This is a genomic window from Mesorhizobium sp. L48C026A00 (genome assembly GCF_000502375.1).
In the GTDB taxonomy this organism is placed as follows: domain Bacteria; phylum Pseudomonadota; class Alphaproteobacteria; order Rhizobiales; family Rhizobiaceae; genus Mesorhizobium; species Mesorhizobium muleiense.
Genome location: NZ_AYWU01000043.1, coordinates 1 through 21794, shown reverse-complemented (window position 1 = coordinate 21794; position 21794 = coordinate 1). Strand labels below are relative to the sequence as shown.

Annotated in this window: 15 protein-coding genes and 3 pseudogenes; 9 read left to right on the top strand and 9 right to left on the bottom strand. The window is 59.1% G+C overall.

What is annotated here, in order from left to right; genetic code table 11:
- Positions 1-19 precede the first annotated feature (19 nt).
- Positions 20-1279, top strand: a complete 1260-nt coding sequence (locus X738_RS77945; protein WP_023803659.1) for a metallophosphoesterase family protein — start codon at positions 20-22, stop codon at positions 1277-1279.
- Positions 1276-4746: an AAA family ATPase gene (locus X738_RS77940; protein ID WP_023803658.1), complete on the top strand. Its 3471-nt coding sequence runs from the start codon at positions 1276-1278 to the stop codon at positions 4744-4746. Before X738_RS77945 ends, X738_RS77940 begins: the two co-directional genes overlap by 4 nt.
- A 300-nt stretch (positions 4747-5046) precedes the next feature.
- Here X738_RS77940 and X738_RS89460 read toward each other — a convergent pair whose 3' ends face one another.
- Complete coding sequence (locus tag X738_RS89460) at positions 5047-6381, bottom strand: DUF4236 domain-containing protein (RefSeq protein WP_198032941.1); 1335 nt, start codon at positions 6379-6381, stop codon at positions 5047-5049.
- 91 nt (positions 6382-6472) lie between these two features.
- Between X738_RS89460 and X738_RS89835 the strand changes: the two genes are divergently transcribed.
- The 5 genes from X738_RS89835 (at position 6473) to X738_RS77910 (ending at position 10714) form a co-directional block, all read left to right on the top strand.
- Positions 6473-6913 carry a hypothetical protein gene (locus X738_RS89835; RefSeq protein ID WP_441295563.1) on the top strand — a complete coding sequence of 147 codons (441 nt, stop codon included), beginning with the start codon at positions 6473-6475 and terminating at the stop codon, positions 6911-6913.
- A gap of 70 nt (positions 6914-6983) precedes the next feature.
- A complete protein-coding gene (locus tag X738_RS77925; protein WP_023803655.1) occupies positions 6984-7565 on the top strand; it encodes a hypothetical protein in 582 nt (193 codons plus the stop codon).
- Positions 7562-8938, top strand: coding sequence for a 7-cyano-7-deazaguanine synthase (locus X738_RS77920; protein WP_023803654.1), 1377 nt, complete (start codon positions 7562-7564; stop codon positions 8936-8938). Before X738_RS77925 ends, X738_RS77920 begins: the two co-directional genes overlap by 4 nt.
- Positions 8878-10125, top strand: a complete 1248-nt coding sequence (locus X738_RS77915; RefSeq protein WP_306455002.1) for a helix-turn-helix domain-containing protein — start codon at positions 8878-8880, stop codon at positions 10123-10125. Before X738_RS77920 ends, X738_RS77915 begins: the two co-directional genes overlap by 61 nt.
- Positions 10100-10714 carry a hypothetical protein gene (locus X738_RS77910; protein WP_023803652.1) on the top strand — a complete coding sequence of 205 codons (615 nt, stop codon included), beginning with the start codon at positions 10100-10102 and terminating at the stop codon, positions 10712-10714. Before X738_RS77915 ends, X738_RS77910 begins: the two co-directional genes overlap by 26 nt.
- Positions 10715-10904: 190 nt before the next feature.
- Here X738_RS77910 and X738_RS77905 read toward each other — a convergent pair whose 3' ends face one another.
- Positions 10905-12014, bottom strand: a complete 1110-nt coding sequence (locus X738_RS77905) for a DUF3800 domain-containing protein (protein ID WP_023803651.1) — start codon at positions 12012-12014, stop codon at positions 10905-10907.
- 429 nt (positions 12015-12443) lie between these two features.
- Positions 12444-13040 carry a phospholipid N-methyltransferase PmtA gene (pmtA, locus tag X738_RS77900; RefSeq protein ID WP_023803650.1) on the bottom strand — a complete coding sequence of 199 codons (597 nt, stop codon included), beginning with the start codon at positions 13038-13040 and terminating at the stop codon, positions 12444-12446.
- A 123-nt stretch (positions 13041-13163) separates the two neighbouring features.
- Here pmtA and X738_RS77895 point away from each other — a divergent pair, with 123 nt between their 5' ends.
- On the top strand, positions 13164-13739 hold the full coding sequence (locus tag X738_RS77895) for a DUF309 domain-containing protein (protein ID WP_245277861.1): 576 nt from the start codon (positions 13164-13166) through the stop codon (positions 13737-13739).
- A 209-nt stretch (positions 13740-13948) separates the two neighbouring features.
- Here X738_RS77895 and X738_RS77890 read toward each other — a convergent pair whose 3' ends face one another.
- Positions 13949-15604 carry an MFS transporter gene (locus tag X738_RS77890; protein WP_031256971.1) on the bottom strand — a complete coding sequence of 552 codons (1656 nt, stop codon included), beginning with the start codon at positions 15602-15604 and terminating at the stop codon, positions 13949-13951.
- 333 nt (positions 15605-15937) lie between these two features.
- Here X738_RS77890 and X738_RS77885 point away from each other — a divergent pair, with 333 nt between their 5' ends.
- Entirely contained in the window at positions 15938-16210 is a 273-nt protein-coding gene (locus X738_RS77885; RefSeq protein ID WP_023803647.1) for a hypothetical protein, read from the top strand.
- Between the two features lie 97 nt (positions 16211-16307).
- Here the strand turns inward: X738_RS77885 and X738_RS77880 are convergent.
- The 5 genes and pseudogenes from X738_RS77880 to nadA form a co-directional block, all read right to left on the bottom strand.
- Positions 16308-17784: pseudogene (locus X738_RS77880) on the bottom strand (NAD-dependent succinate-semialdehyde dehydrogenase).
- Positions 17785-18040: 256 nt separating this feature from the next.
- Positions 18041-18241 carry a hypothetical protein gene (locus tag X738_RS77875; RefSeq protein WP_023803644.1) on the bottom strand — a complete coding sequence of 67 codons (201 nt, stop codon included), beginning with the start codon at positions 18239-18241 and terminating at the stop codon, positions 18041-18043.
- A gap of 52 nt (positions 18242-18293) precedes the next feature.
- Positions 18294-19164, bottom strand: a pseudogene (gene nadC, locus X738_RS77870) (carboxylating nicotinate-nucleotide diphosphorylase).
- Positions 19164-20690, bottom strand: coding sequence for an FAD-dependent oxidoreductase (locus tag X738_RS77865; RefSeq protein WP_023803642.1), 1527 nt, complete (start codon positions 20688-20690; stop codon positions 19164-19166). Before X738_RS77865 ends, nadC begins: the two are co-directional and overlap by 1 nt.
- Positions 20687-21660, bottom strand: a pseudogene (gene nadA, locus X738_RS77860) (quinolinate synthase NadA). The gene X738_RS77865 and the pseudogene nadA overlap by 4 nt, the downstream one beginning before the upstream one ends.
- Between the last annotated feature and the right edge of the window lie 134 nt (positions 21661-21794).

Below are 21794 nucleotides of genomic sequence, written 5' to 3'. Positions count from 1 at the left end.
AGTGGCTGGAGACCGCCGAATGGCATTTCGATTTATACATACGGCCGATATTCATCTCGACTCGCCGCTGCGTTCTCTCGCGATGAGAAACCCCGATCTTGCCGAACTCGTCGGAGACGCCAGCCGCCAGGCGTTTGTCTCCATTGTAGATCTCTGCCTTGCGGAGCGTGTCGATGCCCTCGTCATTGCCGGCGATCTTTATGATGGCGATCAGACCTCGATGAAAACGGCACGGTTCCTGGCGTCGCAGATGACACGTCTCCACCAGGCCGGTATCAGGGTGTTCAAGATCCGCGGAAACCACGACGCCATGTCGCGGATATCGAAACAGCTCGTGTTTCCAGACACGGTAACGATCTTCAGCGGCCGTCCCCAGTCAGTGCTGCAAACAGCCGGCGGGCTGGACGTGATGTTCCATGGATTGAGCTTCGCGAGCCCCAAGGCACCGGAAAGTCTGCTCGCCAAATATTCCGGCGCCTGCGAAGGAGCGGTCAACGTGGGCATCATGCACACCAGTCTGGCTGGATCGCCCGGTCACGACGTCTACGCCCCTTGCAGCGTCGCTGACTTGCACGGCCATGGTTTTGACTACTGGGCGCTCGGGCACATCCACCTCCGGAAAGTCCATCCTGGAGCGAGCACGGTGGTGATGTCAGGAATGCCGCAAGGCAGGGACATCAACGAGGCCGGAGAAAAGTCAGTCACTCTGGTAACAATTGGGGACGACCGTTCCATCGATATCGAGGAAAGACTGACGAGTGTCGCACAATTCGAGCGGGTGAGCGTCGACCTGACCGGGACGATGGAATGGTCTGAGGTCGTCGGACGAATCGGATCTACGCTCGAAGATATCCGGGCTTCCGTCAGATCCCGGCATGTTGTGGTCCGCCTTGGCCTGACCGGGATGTCGCCTTTGTCGTGGGCACTGATCCGCGACAGGGACCTGCTGCTGGCCGAAGCCGAGCAGGCAGCGGAACAGGCAGGCGACACATGGGTGGAAAAGCTCGAGCTGGGCCTCTCTCCGCCCAGGACGAAAGCACTCGAAGGCGTCGCGGATCCGATTTTCGAACTCGCTGAATCCATGCGAGCCGATGCAAGTTCAGAAGCCTTCCGTGCCGAAGCGAGGGCATTGGTCCTGAAAACGATCGCGGATCTTCCGCCCGACGGGCGCGACTTCGCCGGAAAGGACGAGGCCGCGCTGGAATTATTCCTCGACAGGGTTCTTGCCAGCGGCGCTGACCTGGTCACGGCCCGCCTCAAGGCAGGTGGATCGCAATGAGGCTCCGGCGCCTTGATCTGATTCGTTATGGAAAGTTCACCGACCGGACGATCGAGTTTGGACCAAAACCGGATTCCGGGCCCGACTTGCATATCGTGTTCGGGCTGAACGAGGCGGGCAAGTCGACCGCGCTTTCCGGCTATCTGGACTTGCTGTTCGGGATCGAAGAACGCAGCCGCTACAATTTCCTTCATGAGTACAGCGCGATGCGCATTGGTGGCGCGCTCGAATTTGCCGGAGCGGAGCATGTGTTCACGCGAACGAAACAGCGCACCAACTCGCTGCTGAACGCAATAGACCAGCCGGTGAGCGAGGTGGCGATAACGGCGCATCTCGCCGGTCTGTCTCGGGACGCATACCAGACCATGTTCTCGTTGGACGACGAGACGCTGGAAGCAGGCGGAAAATCGATATTGGAGTCGCGCGGTGACCTGGGCAAGCTCCTGTTCACCGCCAGCGCCGGTCTTGGGCATGCGAGTGACACATTAAGCGCGCTCGAGGCAGAAGCGGACGGGCTCTATCGCAAGCAGGCCCACGGGACCGAACTTGCGCTGCTCAAGAAGCGGCTTGCGGAACTGAAGTCCCGGAAGGATGCGATCGACACATTGGCTTCGACGTTCGAGACCCTCGAGGCCGAACGTCTTGACGCGACGGACAAATACGATCGCAGCATCACTGAACGGTCGGTGCTGTCGGCTCGGCTCGATACCATTGCGAAATATCTTCGCGCAGTCCCGATCCTCGCGGATATCCGACGCAAGGCAGCCCGGCTGGCTGAGTTGCCGGACATTGCTTCACCGCCACGGACCTGGACAGGTAGTAACGCCGAAATGATCGATGATGACGCCAGCCTGAGAACCCGGCTGTCAGCAAACATCGACGAAGTCGAGCGAGTGACGATGAAAATCGCATCGGTTGACGTGGACGAGGTGATCCTTTCGATCTCCGAGCGGGTTCGCGGACTGGCGGATCGCAAGGTGCGCTATATCTCGGCAGGCTTGGACTTGCCTAATCGTAAGACGGACCTGCAAATACTCGATAACGCCGTGGCGACCTGCCTTGCCGCTCTGGGAAGGTCCTCCGAGCCAGAGCCTGCCGCGCTGCTTTTGCCTGCTGCCATTGTTGGTGCTGTTCGCAATATGGTCGAGCAGCGATCCGGAATCGCTACCAGTGTGCGCGTCGCCCGCGACGAAGCCGCGGCAGCCCTGGATGCGCTTCAGACGGCACGCGAGCGAGTAGGCGAAGAAAGGGCCGTGCCCGAGCCAGCCAGGGCAAGGCTGACCTCGGCTTTGTCGAAAGCGAGGGGGAGTGGGCACCTACGGGAAATCAAGACGGCACGGGAGGCAGAGGACGAGAGCGGAATTCGATGGGAAACAGCGGTCCGTCGCCTGCATCCCTGGTCCGGAGATGCTCAGTCGCTGGCCAAGATCTCAGTTCCGACCGCCCGGCAGATTGGTGCATGGAAAAGTTGCTCAGCAGAGCTTGGGACGAACAAGGCGGTCCTTTCAGAACGTCTTGCCGAATGCCAGGGCAATCACGAGTTGCTCTCGGCGCGGCTGGACGCCCTTCGTGCCTCGGTTGACATAACGGACGATGAAGCCGCCGCAGCCATCCGGCGTGCCCGGGACGAGGCTTGGACAAGGCATCGAGATGACCTTCAGGGCGAAACAGCGGACGATTTCGCGGTAGCGTTGGCTCGTGACGACAGTGTTGGAGCAGTTCGTCTGGCCAACGCGCGGGAGCTCGCCGAGATCCGAACAACGACCCGCAGCCTTGCCGAAACCGCGGCCGTCATCTCGCGTGCGCGCGACCAGCTTTCACAGATCGACTTGGACGTGGAAGCAGAGCTGTCGGAGATCCGCGTAGCGGCAAGAGATCTGCTCGGAGATAGCCTGGAATCTTCGCCTGAACGACTGATCGAACTGATCGAGGATCGTACTTCTGCCCGGACCGATGCGCTCGCGGCGTGGGAGGAGATCGAGGTCGCACGTAAGAAGGCTGGTCGGGCGGCCGACGAGGGAGACCAGATCCGCCTGGAGTTGAGCGGGGCGCTGGAGAGCGTCGGCATACGGTCGGATGCGGGCGAGAGTTTGGAGACGATCATGGCCGTCACAGAGCTGTTCCTCGACAGGCAGCTCAAAGTGGACGCTGAACGTGCCGAGGCGCTCCGAACAGTCAGCGCGAAGGAGGAGGATCTGGCTGCCAGACGACGCGCCGTGGACCTGGCAGAAAGGCGTGAGGAAGAATGGTTGGCCGGCATTGCCGAAGCGCTTAAGGGCACCTGGCTCGAGAGCGGGCTTTCGGCGCACGGAGTCGGGAACGTCCTCGATCAATTGGCTGAACTGTCCAAAACCCTTCAGGATCGGGATGCCATGCAGCTCCGTATCGGGAAGATGGAGGCAGACAGAGATAATTTCATTGTCGAGGTTAGCGCTGCTGCAGCCGAAGCGGGTGAACCGGAGAACGACGACGAACCGGAACAGTTGGCGATCCGGCTTGCTGAGCGCCTGGAGCGCGCCGATCGCACTCACGAGGCGAAGGCAAACCTCGTCGAAGACCTGCAGCGCCTGCAAGATGCTCGTGACACCCTCGATGTCGAAATTGCGGCGCATGAGCGCCGCAAGAACGAGGTCTTGGGCGTCTTTGGCGTAACCACTCTATCCGAAGTCGTGGAACGCGACGAGCTGCTGCGGGACAGGGATCGTCTGCGCGCTGCCGTAGCCGAACTTGAGGAGCAGTTGTCGGCCGAGCTCGCGGTGGAGGGGGCCCTGCAAGCGCGTTCGATATTGGATGCTCTCGATATCGATAGCCTCGCAATCGAGAAGGCTGAAAGCGAGCAACGGCTCCGGGATTTTGACGAAACGATACACCAACAGCTAATTCGGCAGACGCGAGCGGCCGACAAGCTTGACGCCATTGGCGGCGATAGCGCTGTTGCCCGAATAGATGCCGAACGTCGCACCGTCCTCCTGGAAATCGAGGAAAAGGCCGTTCGTTACATCGAGCTGAAACTGGGAGTTATGTCCGCTGGAAACGCTCTGCGCGTATACCGCGAGCGTCATCGCTCCGGGATGATGGCGCGGGCATCTGACGCTTTCGCGCTCATCACACGCGGTCAGTACTCGGGTCTGGCAACCCAACCGGTGAAAGGTGGTGAAGTTCTCATTGCATTGCAGCGCGACGGGCAGTCCAAGGTAGCCGACGCGCTGTCAAAGGGTGCGCGTTTCCAGCTCTACCTGGCGCTTAGGCTTGCCGGCTATTACGAGTTTGCCCAGTTTCGACCCTCAGTACCATTCATCGCCGACGATATAATGGAAACCTTTGACCATTTCCGTTCCGAGGAGGTTTTCAGATTGTTTGGCGAGATGGCAAGTGCGGGTCAGGTGATCTACCTCACGCATCACCAGCACCTATGCGAGATCGCAAGGGCTGTTGTGCCGGGCGTAACGATCCACGAGCTCGAATAGTTGCCTGCAGTCGCGTGGCAATGAGTTGATGCCCCTGCTACCCAAAGACGACTTCCGTAGGCCGAACCTTGGATTGGATGGCCGCTTCGCGCCCAATGTCGGTCGTTCACGTCTGCACCGTCGCATCCTGAAAGCAGACCTCGTCGCTGACGCCATTGGAAGTCTTCACTACACAAAAGCGGACGTGCATGGCGCGAACGGCTTCCCATCTGGACGTCGAAGAACCAGCTACGCTTGAAAGCTCGACCTCGACCTGCAGCGGCTCGGACTATACAAAGTCCAACGAAGTTGCAGCTATAGTCACCTTTTCGACCGGCGCCAACCATCCGCGCGCGCCTCATCTTCTGAACAGAACATTCGCTCACCCTTGGCAGGGCTGATCACTGTCTCGTCATAGAAACGCTGCCCGGGGAGGTGGTAGATGCGAACGCCCTTGTTGCTGATGTTGCCCTTGATGTCGCATGAGCCGGAGAGCAGTCGAACTGGATTCGTGGTTTCAGGCTTAGGCGCCTGCTGTGCGGCACGCCATTCCCAAGGAGGCTGAAACTCGCCTTGCCAGATCCCGCGCCTGGCCAGCCGAGCTTCGTCCTGGTGGCCCGCGTAGGCGCCGCCCGAATGCTGCGGCCAGTCCATTGCGTGGCCGGCGGTGACCAGCCATCCTGCCACCGCCGTGCCGTCGGAACGATAGCAGTCGCCGACGAAGCGGCCGTAGCGATCCCAATCTATGAATGTGCAGGTTACGGGCCGGGATTTCGCCAGCCAGGCATCAAGCGCTTTCGCAGAAGACTGGCCGCAGCGGTAGTTCTTGCCCTTTGAATTCCGGCAGAGCTGAGCACTCTCAGGCGCATCGATGCTATTGAAACGCACGCGCGTGCCGGCAATATCGATCGTGTCTCCGTCGATGATGGTCGCGCGGCCTGAGATTGTGTTGCTGTCAGAGGCCGGCTGTTCGCTTGAAACCAGCGGTGCTATCGGCGAAGAAGTTGCCGCTGGTTCAGTGCCAGGCTCCGCGAGATAATCGCCTAAAATCCAGCCCGAATAGTTCCCGTATGAAACGTGATGCCAAGAGCCTTCGCGCTTCGATGACAACACTGCAGATCCAACTGGGACGGTGAGTACAATCTGGGACTCAGCCGATGGGGATGTCCGTAGGCGAACATTTGCGGTGCTATAAAGTGTCTTTTGAACGGAAGGGGCGGGCCCGGCATAAGCGTCTGTACCCTGGGAGGCCCGGGGGTCCGATTCTGCTGTCGCGGGCTTTAAATTCGGCTGCACGAATTCGGTGGTTAATAACCGTTCTCCGGTAATCTTGGTTTCATTATACGGCGTGCTGCACCAAACCAGTCCAGCGCCAATGGCGAGTAGCACAAGGGCGAGCGGGCCCTTCGAAGACGGCTTAGTTTGAGAAGCAACTAATTGCGACGGCGCGCTAGGTACGGGCTGTCGCTTCGACGAAACAACCTCTGAATAAGAAAGTCCCGTGCCCGGGATGCTCGCACTGAGGCGCTTTTTGCCTGTTGTGCTAACTGTATATCCAAGCCCTTTCGGTCCAACCCGCACGCTGGCACTTTTCGCGTTGAGATTTATCCGGACTCCCGGCGCAATCCTTACAGATTTTCGAAATCGGTATACCATCCCCCAAGCGCCCCCCGTGAACATGATGTGGCGAAAGCGACAGCGAGTCGAGTCGGTTGGACCCTCTGTGCCCTTTATCGCCGACGATATAATGGAAACCTTCGATCACGTCCGATCCGAGGAGGTCTTCAAGCTGTTTGGGGAGATGGGATGTGCGGGTCAGGTGATCTCTATGGCGGGCGCCGAGATATCAGAAAAGCTCCTCGATGTCGCTTTCACTGCCCTTGCTGCGCGGCCGCGCGATGAGTTCAAGGCCAAGAACGCAAAGTGCCGCCATCAGCGTGCGCAGCTGGAGCGCGGGCTCCCCGGCTTCGAGCCGGGATGCGGTGCCCTGGGGCAGATGGATTTTGCTGCCCAGCGCGCTCTGTGTGAGGCCGGTCTGCTTGCGGGCGCGGCACTCGATAGCGCCGAGTTGCTTTTCGTTGCGGGCGATCGGATCGGTGATGGCGAGCCTCCAGAGAGACTGCCAGCTTACCCCTGTGATGTGTGGCGCAGGTATCGTGAGAAATCCACCTCTAGCGGTCATCGCTGATTAAACGCACGTCGCCACATTGACAATGTCAGAAAAAAATATCAACATATCTGACATTGGGGAGATTCCAATGAGTGACGGTCCGCATAAAAGTCTGCCATTGCGTCCTAAATATCGGCGTGTCGCTGAATGGGCGTACAAGCCGGCATTTTCTATCTCCGAGGTGTGCGAAGCGACCGAATCCGCGCTGGTTCAGGACGCCAATATGGAAGTGCGCGGTGTGATCAGGCAGCTGATTGACATTGTTGACGGTGGCGATCTTTTCAGCAGGCAGCCGAATGAATTGCAGCGGCAGCTGCAAGAGCTGCGCGATGATCCGGCGGTGCATCCACTGGCCGCAAACGCGATCGAGTGCACCCAAATGGCCGTCCAGCAAGGCTTGCAAGGACGTGATGCGGTCCAGGACGGGATTGTCACGGCCTTGAGCGAGCGTCTGCATGCGAACGCGCGAACTACTGAGGAGCACTACCTCGTCGAGCGCGGGCCAGGTGCAAGCCGCACCATCCGCAATCGCATGGGCGAAGTCAGCGCTAGAATGAACGAGAACGGCTCGTTCACCCGTATCGCTCGTTCGCTTTTCGGTGACAGCACGGTCGCCATCACGAGAACTCCCGCGGCGCGCAGCGGTCTTGACGATGGGGTTTCCCTATGAAGGTTCTTCAAGGGGAATGCCCCGCACTCAAGATTGCCTTTATTGAAGCCGGCGGGAAAGCCAAGGAAAGTTGGCAACCGGTCGAGATTGGCAAATCCATCATTTTCAACATGAAGGATTTGGACGACTACCGTACGAAGAATTGGGACACTCGTATCTTCGACACCTTGGTCCTGAGCGCTGCAGTTGAATATTGCGACAAGACGTGCAAGCGCTCGGCATGGGGCTGGATGCGGAAGTTCGAGTTAGCTGTCCCTGTCCATGATTTGGCTCGCTGGCAAGAACCTGAGGTCATCGCGGCGCTCGTTTCCGTTTTGAAATTTCTAACTGGCGATGAGTGGAGCCTCTCTTTCTACCAGCGCCAGCGGGCGCCCGAGGAAGATGTCGGTCAGCAGAGCCGTCTGGAATTTGGTGATGCCACGCGCATAGTGACGCCGTTCAGCGATGGTTTGGATTCGCGGGCGGTGAGCGCTTTGCTTTCGGCGGGAGGGCGCCCGGATCGGTTGATCCGTATCAGGGTGGGCTCGAAAAAAGATGATCGCCCCCGTCGCGACGCTCGAAAGCTTCCATTCCTGAACATTCCCTTCAGGGTCAAACCTGGACCGGACGGCTTCAACGAGTCCTCCGCTCGGAGCCGCGGCTTCAAATTCACTCTTTTGAGCGCGATCGCAGCCTATCTGCTCGGAACTCATGACATCGTCATGCCGGAAAGCGGTCAGGGCGCGCTCGGGCCTTCGCTGGTACAAACCAGTCATGGCTACGAGGACTACAGAAACCACCCACGCTTTCTCACCAAGATGGAGCGTTTGTTCGCTGCGCTTTTTGACTACCATGTGGCCTATCGGCTTCCGCACTTGTGGAAAACGAAGGGCGAGACGCTTCGGGAGTTCGTGGCTCTTCCCATCGAGCCGAAGGAGTGGATCGAGACGCGATCGTGCTGGCAGCAAAACCGTAATTCCTCCGTAGATCACAAGTGGCGTCACTGCGGCATCTGCGCTGCCTGTATGCTTCGCAGGCTCAGCTTCCATGCGGCCAGTGTTGACGAGCCGAAAGAGAATTACATCTGGGAGGACCTGTCAGCCCCCAAGTTTGCTCGGGGAGCTGCCAAGGATTTCAACAAAATAACGGGGGCGATGGAGCGGTATGCCATCGCCGGCGCACTGCACCTTGATCATTTGGCTGATTTGGGCTCTTCACCCGCCCATCGGAAGCGCATGAGCCGTCACGCGTGGCAATTGTCCGAAGTACTGGACATGTCTCATGCGGATGCGGAAGGCGAGCTCTTGGGCCTGCTTGAACGGCATGAACTTGAATGGAAGGCATTTATGAAAGATCTCGGACCCAAATCGTTCGTCGCTCAGTGGCTGGCCTGACAGCGATGAGTGAGGCCAATAATCAGCTCTCATTAGTGGAAGTAGGCGAGAGAATTCGCATCGCGCGTGAAAGTGCGGGCAAAACCCAGGCGGAGGCTGCCGAGGCAATCGGTGTGGCACGCACTACCTTGGTTGCGATGGAAAAGGGTACGCGGCGCGCAAAGATTGGGGAGTTGCAAAGGCTGGCAGGGTTCCTGGACACGAACACCAACGCGTTGCTCCGCAAGGAAGCGGTCCACGTCGAGCTAACGCCACGATTTAGGAAGCTGACCGAAAATGAAGAGCCATCGGTTGCGAAAGCCGCCGACCTTTTGGCGCAACTCGTGAGGGCCGAGGTTGAGCTTGAGGCTCTGCTCGGTGTCGAATATGCGCGCAATCTGCCGCCTGAAAGACGCATCCTTGTTGGCGACGTTCGCCAACAGGCAGAACAACACGCTTTGGAACTTCGCCATTGGCTCGGTCTTGGGCTTGCACCGATCGCAGATATAGTCACTCTGCTCGAGTTGCAGATGGGTGTCCGTGTTTACGCTCGACGCCTAGCGGCGAAAATCTCAGGCTTGTTCGCTTATGATGAAAAGATAGGCGCCTGCATTCTTCTAAATGCGAACCATCCAATCGATCGACGTACGCAAACGGCCGCGCATGAGCTTGGTCATTTAGTAGCTACGCGCGGAGACGCAGAGATCTATGAAATCGATGAACTGGAGGGTTCGCGCGAAGAAAAATATGCTAATGCATTCGCAAGAAGCTTCTTGACGCCGGCGCAGGCTGTTCGGCAGAAATTTGCTGAAGTTACGGCGGGTGCTACGAATCTTACTCGCCGGCACGTGATCGTTCTTGCCTATTATTTCCATGTTTCTCGCGAAGCGCTTGTCCGACGCCTTGAAGAGCTTCAGCTTACGAAAAGAGGAACTTGGGACTGGTTTGTTCAGAACGGAAACATTACGGATGAGCAAGCGCAGCAAGTGCTAGGTGACGTTTCGACGAGTGACCGCCTGAAAGACGACGCGGCCAGACCAGTGTCGCTGAAAACGGGCCTGATGGCATATGAGGCGGCAAAGAGGGGTCTGCTTAGTGAGGGGCAAATTGCACGGCTCCTCCATCTCGACCGGATTCAAGTACGCGTTTTGCTAAGTGAAGATGCCGAGGAAAGTGGGGCCAATGCGGCAACCTCAATTCTCGGGTGATCTTCCACCACACGTGGTTGCTGATACCAGCGTCATTATTAATCTCAATGCCACTGGCGCGGCGTGCGAGATCATTCGGTCACTGAATGTCACGCTCCGTGCAAGTACGGTCGTGAGAGATGAGCTCATCCACGATCGGATTAGCGGGCGCAATGACGCCGATCTCGCTCAACAGCTGGTGCAGGATGGACTGCTGCAGTTTGCTGAGTTTGACGAAAACAGTGGGGCGATATTTGAAAGCCTGGTCAGTGGCGCCGCGGAGACGACTCTGGATGACGGTGAGGCGGCGACATTGGCCCTCGCTGTATCGTCTCAGGGATTGGCAATCATTGATGAACGCAAAGCAATTCGCATCGCCACCCATCGCTTTCCAACTGTCCAGCTGCTGGCCACGGTGGACCTTTTGCGACTTGATCGCGTCCTTTTAGCGCTCGGAAACGAACGTCTCGCAAAGGCCGTGATAAGCGGCCTGAAGGATGCACGGATGGCAATCCCGGAGCGACACCATGGTTGGATTGCAGACCTTGTCGGTGACCAGATTGTCGAGTGCCGGAGCTTGCCAGCGGCACTGCGCCGAGCACCCGCCTGATCGCTTCCCAGTTTGCGGTCTCAGACACCGCTTTCCCACGCGCTCAAACAGTTGGGCATCACGAAGTAAGATGTCGTCTTCGACAATCGGCAGAGACCACGCCCAAGAGCCCGGTGTCGCTGCGCTTCCCCGCCGACGCTTTAGATGCGCTGGTCCGAAGCTTTTCCCGAAACCTAAGCCCCGATGGCAGCTACGGCCTGACGACGCTTCTGTTCGGCGTCGTCCATATTTTCGTCAGCTCCTCGGGAAGCGGATTTTCTGGCTCCGGCAAATGCGCGAGATGCCGCCATCTCTGGTCCAAAGCCGCCAAGGAAACCTCATCGGTCATTCCGCGTTTGGCCTGCGACCAGAATAGGGCGCGAAGCTCGGGGGAAATCGGCTTATCTTCCTCCATCCGCTTTGCGAGCCAAAGGGTGACATCTACCAACTCCAGACCGGCGCTTTCATCTCCCGGCACGAAAACAGGCGGGGTTTCCGGCATGTTCGAATAATCGGCCTTGGGCATGCCTGGGCCCATGTCTGTCTTGTGACCTCGCAATCGTCGGTAAATATCAGCTAGTTCAGCCTGAGCCCCGTTGAACTCCGTTTGCCGATCCACAGTAATGCGATTGACCCGGCTGTTTCGTGCAGCTGATTGCGAAGCGATCGCCTGCAGTACCTGCTGAAAACCGACCAGGTTTGGGGAAATCTGCAGCGTCGACTCATGATTGCTGGAGCCGTAGCTGATCGCTTTCGGGTTTGCGGCGGCCCATTTGATGGCACCCGTCACGAGTTCTCTCGAGCGCGCATCCGGCAGTCGATCCACGCGCTCCAACAAGGCCGCGTAGAGTGTCTTGAGCTTCTCTTCACACCGCGCAGGATTCTGTTCGCGCCTTGCGCTCCATGCCTGCTTCGCCAGATCTTCGTCAAACAGGAACGACACCTTGAACAACAGTACGTATCGCAACGGGGTCCAGTAGTGATGCCATGCAACCGCATCGTTCAGACCGGCGTCGAAAACCTGATCGAAGAAGGTGATCACAGCATGGTCCGGCTTCGAGACTTTGTAGAAGGAAAACCGCAAATCGCTTTTTTTGCTAAAACGTGCCAATCGCTCGGCAACCGACGTCAGGCGCCCGACCCCGAGTTCATTGGCGTGGATGCGCTTTACCCCGAGATCTTTGCGTAGCTGTTTGAGCAACGGCTCGGCGATGACGTCCAGGTTCGCGCGGCAGCCCAGCACGCCATAGTAAAGCTTCGGCTGGTTCGGGTCGAAAAGGTTCAGCCCTGTGTTTCCGCTTTCGTCAATGAAATAAAACACCTTGAAAAGCCTCGAAATGAAATGAGTATGAGAAATAAGTAGCCATAACCACAGGCATTAGCTGCAATTAAGGCAGATATCGGCTTCTAGCGTTACAACGGCCCCGCCTCTCGGCGCGGGGCGACGCTGCGCCGCTTGCGCTTCATGCTAAGACATAAATGTTCCTGCTTTGTGCTTCGAAAGTCGCATAATTGGCAGTCCGGAACCCCCCGGCCCCATGGGTCCTTCTCGGCATAGAGTGGACTCGGGCGTGCCTTACCCACCGCAAGCAGCGCGGTGGCCCACGCGTCGGTTAGCAATCCCGTTCATGCGGCGCTCTGCTCTGTCCACATCCAAGGCATGATGGGTGGATGCCACCACCCAGCTTCATCCGGTGTGCCAGAATGGCGTTGCCAACGGCCCATCAGGGAGGGAACCTTCCAGATTTGGCTAGACTGCTCGACGATAAGTCCAGAGCTGTGCCGGCGGTATGTTGCGGACAACGAAGTCATAGTGAGAAACCACGTAGCGGTGGGGCATCTTTATCACAGGCGACAGAGGCCCATATGTGATCTGAATTACCGGCCGTCCGGCAGGAATGCGGGCAAGCAAATCCTCAACCAGGGCAACGCGCTGATCCATAGGAAAGCTCAGCAGCGGAACTGCACTGACGACACAATCGAACTGTTCACCTTTGCGCTCACCCAAAACTTCATTCAGCGCAAATGCGTTGCCCAATCTGAAGTCCACGCCCGGGAAGCGTTGCACCAGGCCGTCGTAGAAATTCCTCGAGTATTCGACCGACACCAACTGATGCGGTTTGATGCCCCTCTCCAGGATTGCCTTGGTGATAACGCCGGTTCCCGAGCCGAGCTCCAGGATCGGCATCCCGGACCGCGGGTTGACCACGCTTGCCATCCGGCGCGCCGCATAAATCGAAGTGGGGATGAGGGCCCCCACGCCCTTCTTGTCCTTCTGCCAGCCTTTGAAGAATTGCACTTCTTCATCAAACCTCTTGCCGACCCGCTCCTTCAGTCGCAAAATCATATCTTCTCCTTGCGTCAGCCGCTTACCCAACGTCACCTTTTGGCAAAGCGCGTTTTGGCCAATCTCTGCACTCTTTACAAGCCCGTTAAGACTGCTTGCCTGTCACGACGCGGACAGCATGAATTGCCCCTCAACGCACTTTCATGTTTGCTGGGCGTTATGTCTCGCACTCGCCTGCTGCCCGAAAAAAGTCTCCCGCGCTATGCGTATCTGCCCGGCAAATATCCGCATCCAGTGCGAAATCCCTTGGGCCACAGTTACCGATCAGATCCGGCGACCGTCGCCGTTGGCGAAGCGTTGGGCTCAGATGTGTTTCGATGGGGAATCGATCTTTTCAATCACGGCTACTACTGGGAAGCCCATGAAGCCTGGGAGCCTCTCTGGCAGGCTGCGAAACAAAGCGCTCAGCACCGCCTGTTCTTCAAGGGGCTGATCCTGTTAGCAGCGGCTGGGGTGAAAATTCGCGAGGGCAAGCGGGTCGCTGCGGCGCGCCATGCGACAAGAGCTGCAGGGCTTTTTCGTCAGGTAGTGGGAGGGCCGGACGGTCCGTTTGAGAAAGCGCTGGGGATGACACCTGCCGCGCTGGCTGAACGTGCCCAAGCGGTTGTCGCTTACCCGGTTGTTCTGCGGGAGCCAAAGCCTGCCCAGCCTGAGCCCGTCTTTGATTTCATACTCGCACCAGTATCCGCGAGCGTTTGATAGGCAATTCAGTGGTCCAGGCTAACTTTGTCAGCAGGAAAACGGGCCTATGAAAACCGCTCACCACCCGCATGCGTCACAAACAATAAGAGTGCAGTAATGTTTTATAGGCAACTCGCGGCCGCTTCGATGTCGATGGTCTTGAAGGTCGGGGGCTGACCGGTCGCGCTCGTAGCCAATCGATTGATGACAGGGATGCCGGCCAGGCTTCAATGACGGGGATGGCGAAAAACTGAGTGCTCGGGCTTGCGGGCCGAGCTTGTCGGCCGCTCGATGGAAAGTGTCATTTGAGGTGGGGTCTCGGCCGCGTGCAGCTGAAAGACACGCTCGTCAAGTTCCTTGTCCACTTCCGTCAGACGATGATTGAGGCGAAGGTAGTCCGTCCAGGTCGGCGTGCGAAACGTTTCTGTCCAATGCATAGGCTTCTGCAGGTTCCGCTGGAGCGTCCAGTTACGAGCACCGACGCGGCTGTGGACATGGCGCCGCTGCCGCATGAGGTCGAGGAAGGCCTCAAGATTTCTCTCGGCTATCAGATATTCGATCTTGACCACGATCGGGCCGCTCCTCGGCTTCAAATTGAGAGAGACAGCTGGGGCATCGAATTCCTCCAAGGGATCGGGCTCGGAGTCGCGGCGCTCTCGAAGAGGAAAGAGAACGCCGGCTGCAGCGACGATCAACAGGGCTCCAGCGGAGCCCTCCAGCGCCCAGGTCAAACAATGGTTTTCGGCCACCGTGCCCCACACCCAGCTGCCTAGCGCGATGCCACCATCTATCAAAGCATAGTAGATCGAGATGGTGCGCCCCACGACCCAGCGCGGGCTCGCCAGCTGGACACTCACACCGACCCCGGACCAGGCGGTGACCCAACCGGCGCCGCCCAAGGCGAGTGCGATTGCCGCCACCGCAATCGAAGTTGTCAGTGCTACGGAGAGAGAACACGCCGCGCAGGCGACGCATGAGAGCCTCATCAGCCTTTCTTGCGACAAGCTCCGTCTCAACAGGCTGTTGGAGAGGCCGGCGAAGACGGCACCGGTCCCGAAGCCGGCCATGAGCGCGCCATAGGCAAGCGGGCCTCCTCCCAGCTGGTCGCGGACAACCACTGGCAGAAGCGCGAGTATGGCGATGCTCGCCAAGCCAAAGAGGGTACCGCGCGCGATCGCACTCTTGATTTCCGATGACATCGCCGTGAAGCGCAGCCCGTCATAGATTGCCGTCCTCATCGACTCGCGTGGAAGAGGGGACGAGCGAACCTTCCACTTGCAGCGCCAAATAGTGGCCAAGGGTACGAAATAGGTGAGCGTGGTGACCGCGAATGCCGCCATAAGGCCAAATGAGGCAACCACAATGCCGCCGAGCGCCGGGCCGACGGTCCGGACGGTGTTGAAGCCAACAGAAAGCAGGGTGACGGCAGCGGGAACATCGCGTCGATCCACGATATCGCTAACCGACGCTTGCCAGGCCGGATCATTCAGAGCACCGCCGCTTGCGATCAAGAAGCTGAAGCCGAGGATCATCCACGGACTGACAAAGCCCAGCGCCACGGACGCGGTCAGCATCGCGGACGCAATCACCATAAGGCACCGACCGGCGAACATGACCCGGCGCCGGCTGAAATTGTCGGCGAGAGCCCCGGCAAAAACGGACAAGACGAAAGCGGGCAGGTTCGATGAAGCCTGCACCAACGCAACCATCAGATCGGAAGTCGAGATCGTTGCCATCAGCCAGCTGATGGCAACAGTCTGCATCAACCAGCCGAGGCTTGAAACCTGCGTCGCGAGCCAGATCGAACGAAAGGTGGGCTGCAGAAGTGGCCCAAAGGTCGTTGGTGCAGCCAAATCTTCGCTTGATCCAGCCACCCTACTCATTTTGCGAACCTTTGCTTTCCGTTATTGTCGCTTCCCATGTAATCTAGGCTGAACCGTGGCGGCTGGAAGAATAGATGGAACCCATTTGCCTCCGACAATTCTGGCCACAGTTCCTCTTGACCAATGGTTAGGCGGCCGAGACGCAGACGTGGGCCGGCTCACTCGCCTTCGACGACATCTTAGTCAGCCGGGATTCACATACATTTGAGGCACTATGCTTGATCGACGCGCTGCCGAGCTATTTTTTCGCGAAACCCGACCCTGTTCTTTTGTTGGAAATTCACTCATCAGCGGCGTTCGATGCTGGGTGTGGCTTTCGAAAAGTGAGGACGCTTGCAGATATTTGACAGGATCGATTCCCTTATAGACGCAGACGATTGCCGGGCCGCGATCGAAGAGGCGCGCGCCTTGCTAGTTCGATTCGAACAAAGGTCTGATGCGCTCACGCATGCCATCGACGACTTTCTGCTCGACCTGATAACGCTGGCTTTCATTGTTGAATGTTACGGACGCGGCTTTGAACTTTTGGCGCGAACGCTGGCCCGTAGAAGACTGGCAAACGTCAGGCTTTTGTCGGAAGGGGCCGATTCCGCCAGAGAGAAATGACGCCCAAAGCTTGTTGCTAACCCGCTATCGCGCCGGATTCCACACTTGGCGCCCGGCCGTCCGCTGGCCTTCATCGCGGCAGTCGCCGCTCGCCGCCTCAGATGCCGCCCATGCAGAGGTACTTCATTTCAAGATAATCTTCGAGGCCGTGGCGGGAACCTTCCCGCCCGATGCCGGACTGTTTTATCCCACCGAAGGGCGCGGCTTCTGAGGACATGCGTCCTGTGTTGATGCCCACCATGCCGTATTCCAGGGCCTCCGCTACACGCCAGACACGCTTCAGGTTCGAAGCATAGAAATAGGCGGCGAGGCCGTATATCGTATCGTTGGCCTCACGCACGGCCTGATCAGCATCCTCAAAGCGAATGATCGGCGCCAAGGGTCCAAAGGTCTCTTCTTGCGCCACGATCATTTCCCTTGAGACGTTGCTGAGGATCGTCGGCTGGAAAAAGTTGCCATCGCTGCCGATCCGGCCGCCGCCACATTGGATCGCGCCACCTTTGGCCAAGGCATCGGCAATGTGAAGTTCGATCTTGGCCAAGTGCGTGCCTGTCGATCAGCGGACCGATGGCGACACCTGGATCAAAGCCGTCGCCGACCTGAAGCTCACGGACACGTTCCACGAATTTGCCAACGAACGCATCATGAACACCGGACTGGACGTAAAGGCGGTTGGCGGAAACGCAGGTCTGGCCGGCATTGCGAAACTTGGCCTGGATCGCGCCGTCGACGGCAGCATCGACGTCGGCATCATCAAAGACGATGAAAGGCGCATTGCCACCCAACTCTAGACCGACTTTCTTTATCTGGTCCGAGCACTGGCGCATGAGCAACCGCCCGACTTCGGTGGAGCCCGTGAAACTGATCTTGCGGACCTTGGCGTTCGAGCAGAGTTCGCGGCCGACCGTATCGCCTTCGGAGGCGTAGATGAGGTTGACGACGCCTTCGGGAAAGCCGGCAAGATGGGCCAGAGCAAACATTGCACCTGCCACCAGGGGCGTCTGTTCAGCAGGTTTGAGCACAATAGTGCAGCCGGCGGCGAGAGCCGGCGAAATCTTGCGCGCAACCATTGAAGCCGGAAAGTTCCAGGGCGTAATCGTACCAACAACGCCGATCGGCTGTTTGATAACCAGCATGCGACGGTCTACAGAGGGCGCCGAGATCGTCTCGCCGTAGATGCGATTAGCCTCTTCGGCGTACCATTGCAGATACGCGGCCGCATGCGCCACCTCAGACTTCGCTTCGGCTAGCGGCTTGCCCATCTCCGCAGTGAGAATCGCAGCGAGATCGTCGGTGTGGTCGACGATCAGTTGATGCCAGCGCCAGAGAATGTCGCTGCGTTCGCGAGCTGTCAGTGCAGCCCATTCAGGTTGCGCCACGTAGGCTTTGTCGATCGCCGCGCGCGTCTCCTCAACACCCATGTCGGGCAATTCCGCCAGCACCTCGCCGGTCGAAGGGTTTGATACCTCGAAGGTCCGCTCACTTGCTGGGGTGCCAAGAGCCGGCACCCGGTCAATGGCTCCGAACAGCTCGCGCGACTTCAGGTGGCGAAGCAGTGGCTCGTACAGGGGCAAACCCGTATCCTCCTCGATGCGTGTTTAAACACGACGTATTTTGGATTTATCCCCGCGCCTCAGCTATCGCATAGGGCCTCGTTGAAGGGCCACTAGGCCCACTCGGTTCCACTCTGGGCATCGACCCATATCGTTTGAGCTCGCGCAGACGAAGTCACCTGCCGCGCTGTCAAATATTCCAACTGATCGTTGCGGCCAACCGCTCAAGGTTGGATCGTGTGAGCTGAAGCTGCGCAGGGCTAATCGCAGCGCGGCGCTATCCCTGATCTACGATCTTGATTTGACGATAAGAGCGTTCCTTGCGCACCATCTCGTACGATTCGATGTAGGCCATCCCAAGAAGGTATCCCAGCAAGTGCAGTTTGTGAGAGGCTGCTACCAAATGCAGTTCTTTGAGATTGGCACTGATGAAGGCAAGTGCCTCGCCACGGTTGGTAACCAGTCTTTTCTTTTTCATAGTACGAACCCTGCTGCCACAATTGACCCCACCTTGATTGAACGCGCTCTCATCAATTCAGGTGCTTCTGGACGCATGCTTCGACCGGCACATCCATGCCAATGTCGAGGATTGCGCGCGCTATGCGTAAGCCAGCCAACAGAAATGAGATCGACTCCCGTTGCCGCGATCGCTGGTGCCGTTGCCGGCGTTATGCGCCCCGAGGCCTCGGTGGTCGCGCGCCCGTCGACCATTGCGACCGCCCGGGTGAGTTGCTGTATTGACATATTGTCCAGCAGGATGGCGTCGACCCCGGCGGCTAGCGCGATTTCCAATTGGTCCAGGGTGTCGACCTCAACTTCGACCTTGACCATATGCCCGACGGCGGCGCGCGCCCGCTCAATGGCCGTGCGGATGTCGCCGGCAATGGCAATGTGATTGTCCTTGATGAGCACCGCATCATCGAGCCCGAAGCGGTGGTTGGCGCCGCCACCGGCGCGCACGGCGTATTTTTCCAGCGCGCGCAGGCCGGGCGTTGTCTTTCGCGTGCACACGATCCTTGCTTTCTGTCCACGCACCGCCTCGACGATCTCGGCCGTTGCCGTCGCAATGCCGCTGAGATGGCAGAGAAAATTGAGCGCCGCAAGCATACCACGCGCCGGTCCACTCACCGTTGCAATGGTGTCACCCACCGCGACCCTGCTGCCGTCCAGGCGTCCAAAACGTATGTCGATCGACGGATCAACAAGCATGAAAGCGTAGGCTACCAGATCAAGACCGGGAATAACGCCAGACTGCCTGGCTCTGAACGCAAAGGTGGCCTTGCAGTCAAAGGGTATAATCGCATCGCTGGTAAGGTCACCGGCTTTGCCCAGATCCTCAAGTAGAGCGCTACGCACGATCGGTTCGATTACGACACCGGGAAGAGGTGGAGGTGACGTCATCAGGCACTCCGTTCCGCGGGCCGCAGACTAAGTTCGGCCGCAACCGTCATTGCTGAGGCGAGGGTCAAGCGGGAAGACCGGGCCTGCGCGCTGCGTGGGGGGAAGTCCGACCTGCAGTGCGAACCGCGGCTTTCCTCGCGCCGAAGCGCTGCAATGGCGATCATCAGCGCGATCAAGGCGGGATCGGAAGCGGCAGTGTTGCGAACCGCGATCGGCAGCAGCGTTTCCACGGTGTCGGATAGTGCTTGCCCGTCCCGGATAACACCAAGCGCATTCGAGGCCACGTGGCGAACGGAGGAGGGGTCGGGCGGCAGGGGTGCCTTTGCGACAAGTCTTGGCCACTGCCAGCCCGCAGGAGCGGCAGCTACGCTCTGCGCGACCCATAGCGAGGTCGTCACGGCCTCGGTCAGAGAGTTGCTGGCAAGCCGGTTAGCGCCGTGCAGACCGGTGCAGGCAACCTCACCGCAAGCCCACAAGCCCGGCACCGTGCTGCGGCCCGCGGCATCCACAGCCACGCCGCCCATGTGATAGTGTGCGGCCGGGCGCACCGGGATGGGCTCGACTGCCGGATCGATTCCGCCGTCCCGGCAATGCCGGGCAACAGCTGGGAAGCGCTTGGCGAACTTCTGGCCGAGGGACTGCCGGGCATCAAGGTAGACACGATGTCCTGTGGCAAGCTGCTGCCATACGGCCCGGGCGACGACATCGCGGGATGCGAGTTCGCCGCCAAGCGTGTTGGACAGAAAGCGGTGCCCACGCTCATTGATCAGGACTGCGCCTTCGCCGCGGACCGCTTCGCTCACCAACGGCATAGGCCGATGCGAAACGTCGAGCGCCGTCGGGTGGAACTGGATGAATTCCAGATCGGCGAGTTCTGCACCAGCGCAGGCGGCGAGCGCCAGGCCGTGCCCGAATGAGCCGGGCGGGTTGGTCGTGTCTCTGAACAGCGCGCCGATACCGCCGGTCGACGGGTCGGAAAGACAATCGCCTGTGCACTTTTTGCCGCCAGCACGCCGCTGACCAGCCCATTTTCCACAATGAGCCGGCGGGCTTCCATGCCTTCCAGAATTGTGATCGAAGGCGTTCGCTTCACAGCGATGATGAGCGCGTACAAGCTCGCGGCCCGTAGAGTCACCCCCGGCATTGACAATCCGGCGACGGGAATGCGCTGCCTCGAGCCCGAGCCGCAGTGTCCCGTCCCACGAGCAGTCGAAGGCGACGCCCAGGTCCATCAAATTCTCGATGGCTCGGTCTGCCGCATTCAAAACGCGTCTCACCACACTCTCGTCGCAGAGGCCATCACCTGCAGCCAGCGTGTCTGCAAGATGGAGGTCTGGACTGTCGTCGGCGCCAAGGCTTGCCGCCAGCGCGCCTTGTGCCAGCGCGCTGGAGGCTTCTGTCCCGAGCCACGTCGGGGACAGAAGGTAAACGGGATGCGGCGCCAGATGAAGCGCGGTCATCAGCCCAGCAACGCCAGCGCCGATGATCACGGGCGCTCCCCTGATGTCGCCGACCTCTGGCGTCATACGGCAAGCATCCGCTCGACAGCGCGCCGGGCCCGATCAACAACTCGAGGGTCGATGGTGACGATGTGGCGGGTTTCTTCCAGCGCCGTGCGAATGTTGGCGAGCGTGATGCGCTTCATGTGCGGACAGAGATTGCAGGGGCGCACGAACTGGACGTCGGGGTGCTCGATGGCGACGTTGTCGCTCATCGAGCATTCGGTCATCAACACGACGCGCGCAGGCTTGTGCCGTCCGACATAGTCCGACATCGCCGCCGTCGAGCCGGCGAAATCCGCAACCGCGACAACTTCCGGCGGGCATTCGGGATGGGCAAGCACGGTGACGCCAGGATAGGCATCGCGCAGCTCGCGAATGTCGGCTTGGGTGAAGCGCTCATGCACCTCGCAATGGCCCTTCCAGGCGATGATCTCGACCAAAGTCTGGGCTGCGACATTCATGGCCAGATATTCGTCCGGCAGCATGATCACCCGCTCAACGCCAAGCGACTCCACCACAGCCAAAGCGTTGCCGGAGGTGCAGCAGATGTCCGACTCGGCCTTCACGGCAGCGGACGTGTTGACGTAGGTGACGACCGGCACACCAGGGTAGCGTTGCCGCATCAGCCACACGTCGTTCGCCGTGACTGAGTCAGCCAGCGAGCAGCCGGCGCCGAGATCCGGAATGAGCACCATCTTGTCCGGATTGAGGAGCTTCGCCGTCTCAGCCATGAAATGCACGCCGGCCACCACGATAATGTCCGCATCGACCGTCATCGCCTGGCGGGCCAGCGCCAGGCTGTCGCCGACGATATCTGCAACGCAGTGGAAAATCTCCGGTGTTTGATAGTTGTGCGCTAGAATGACGGCGTTGCGATCGCGCTTTAGCGCCAGAATGGCGTCGACGTCATCGCTGAAAGCCGCCCATTCCACTGGGGGATGATGCGCAGGACACGCTGATACAGGGACGCGGCCGAAGGTAGCGTGCCACTCACCGGCGCCTCCCCATTATAATCTGTTTGACTATAAGGGGAATATATCTACGTCGACTATAAGGCCTAATCGATGGGGTGGACGCCCCCTAACGGCATCACAATGTGCCAAGGTAGCGGTGTCGAAACGTTGCTAC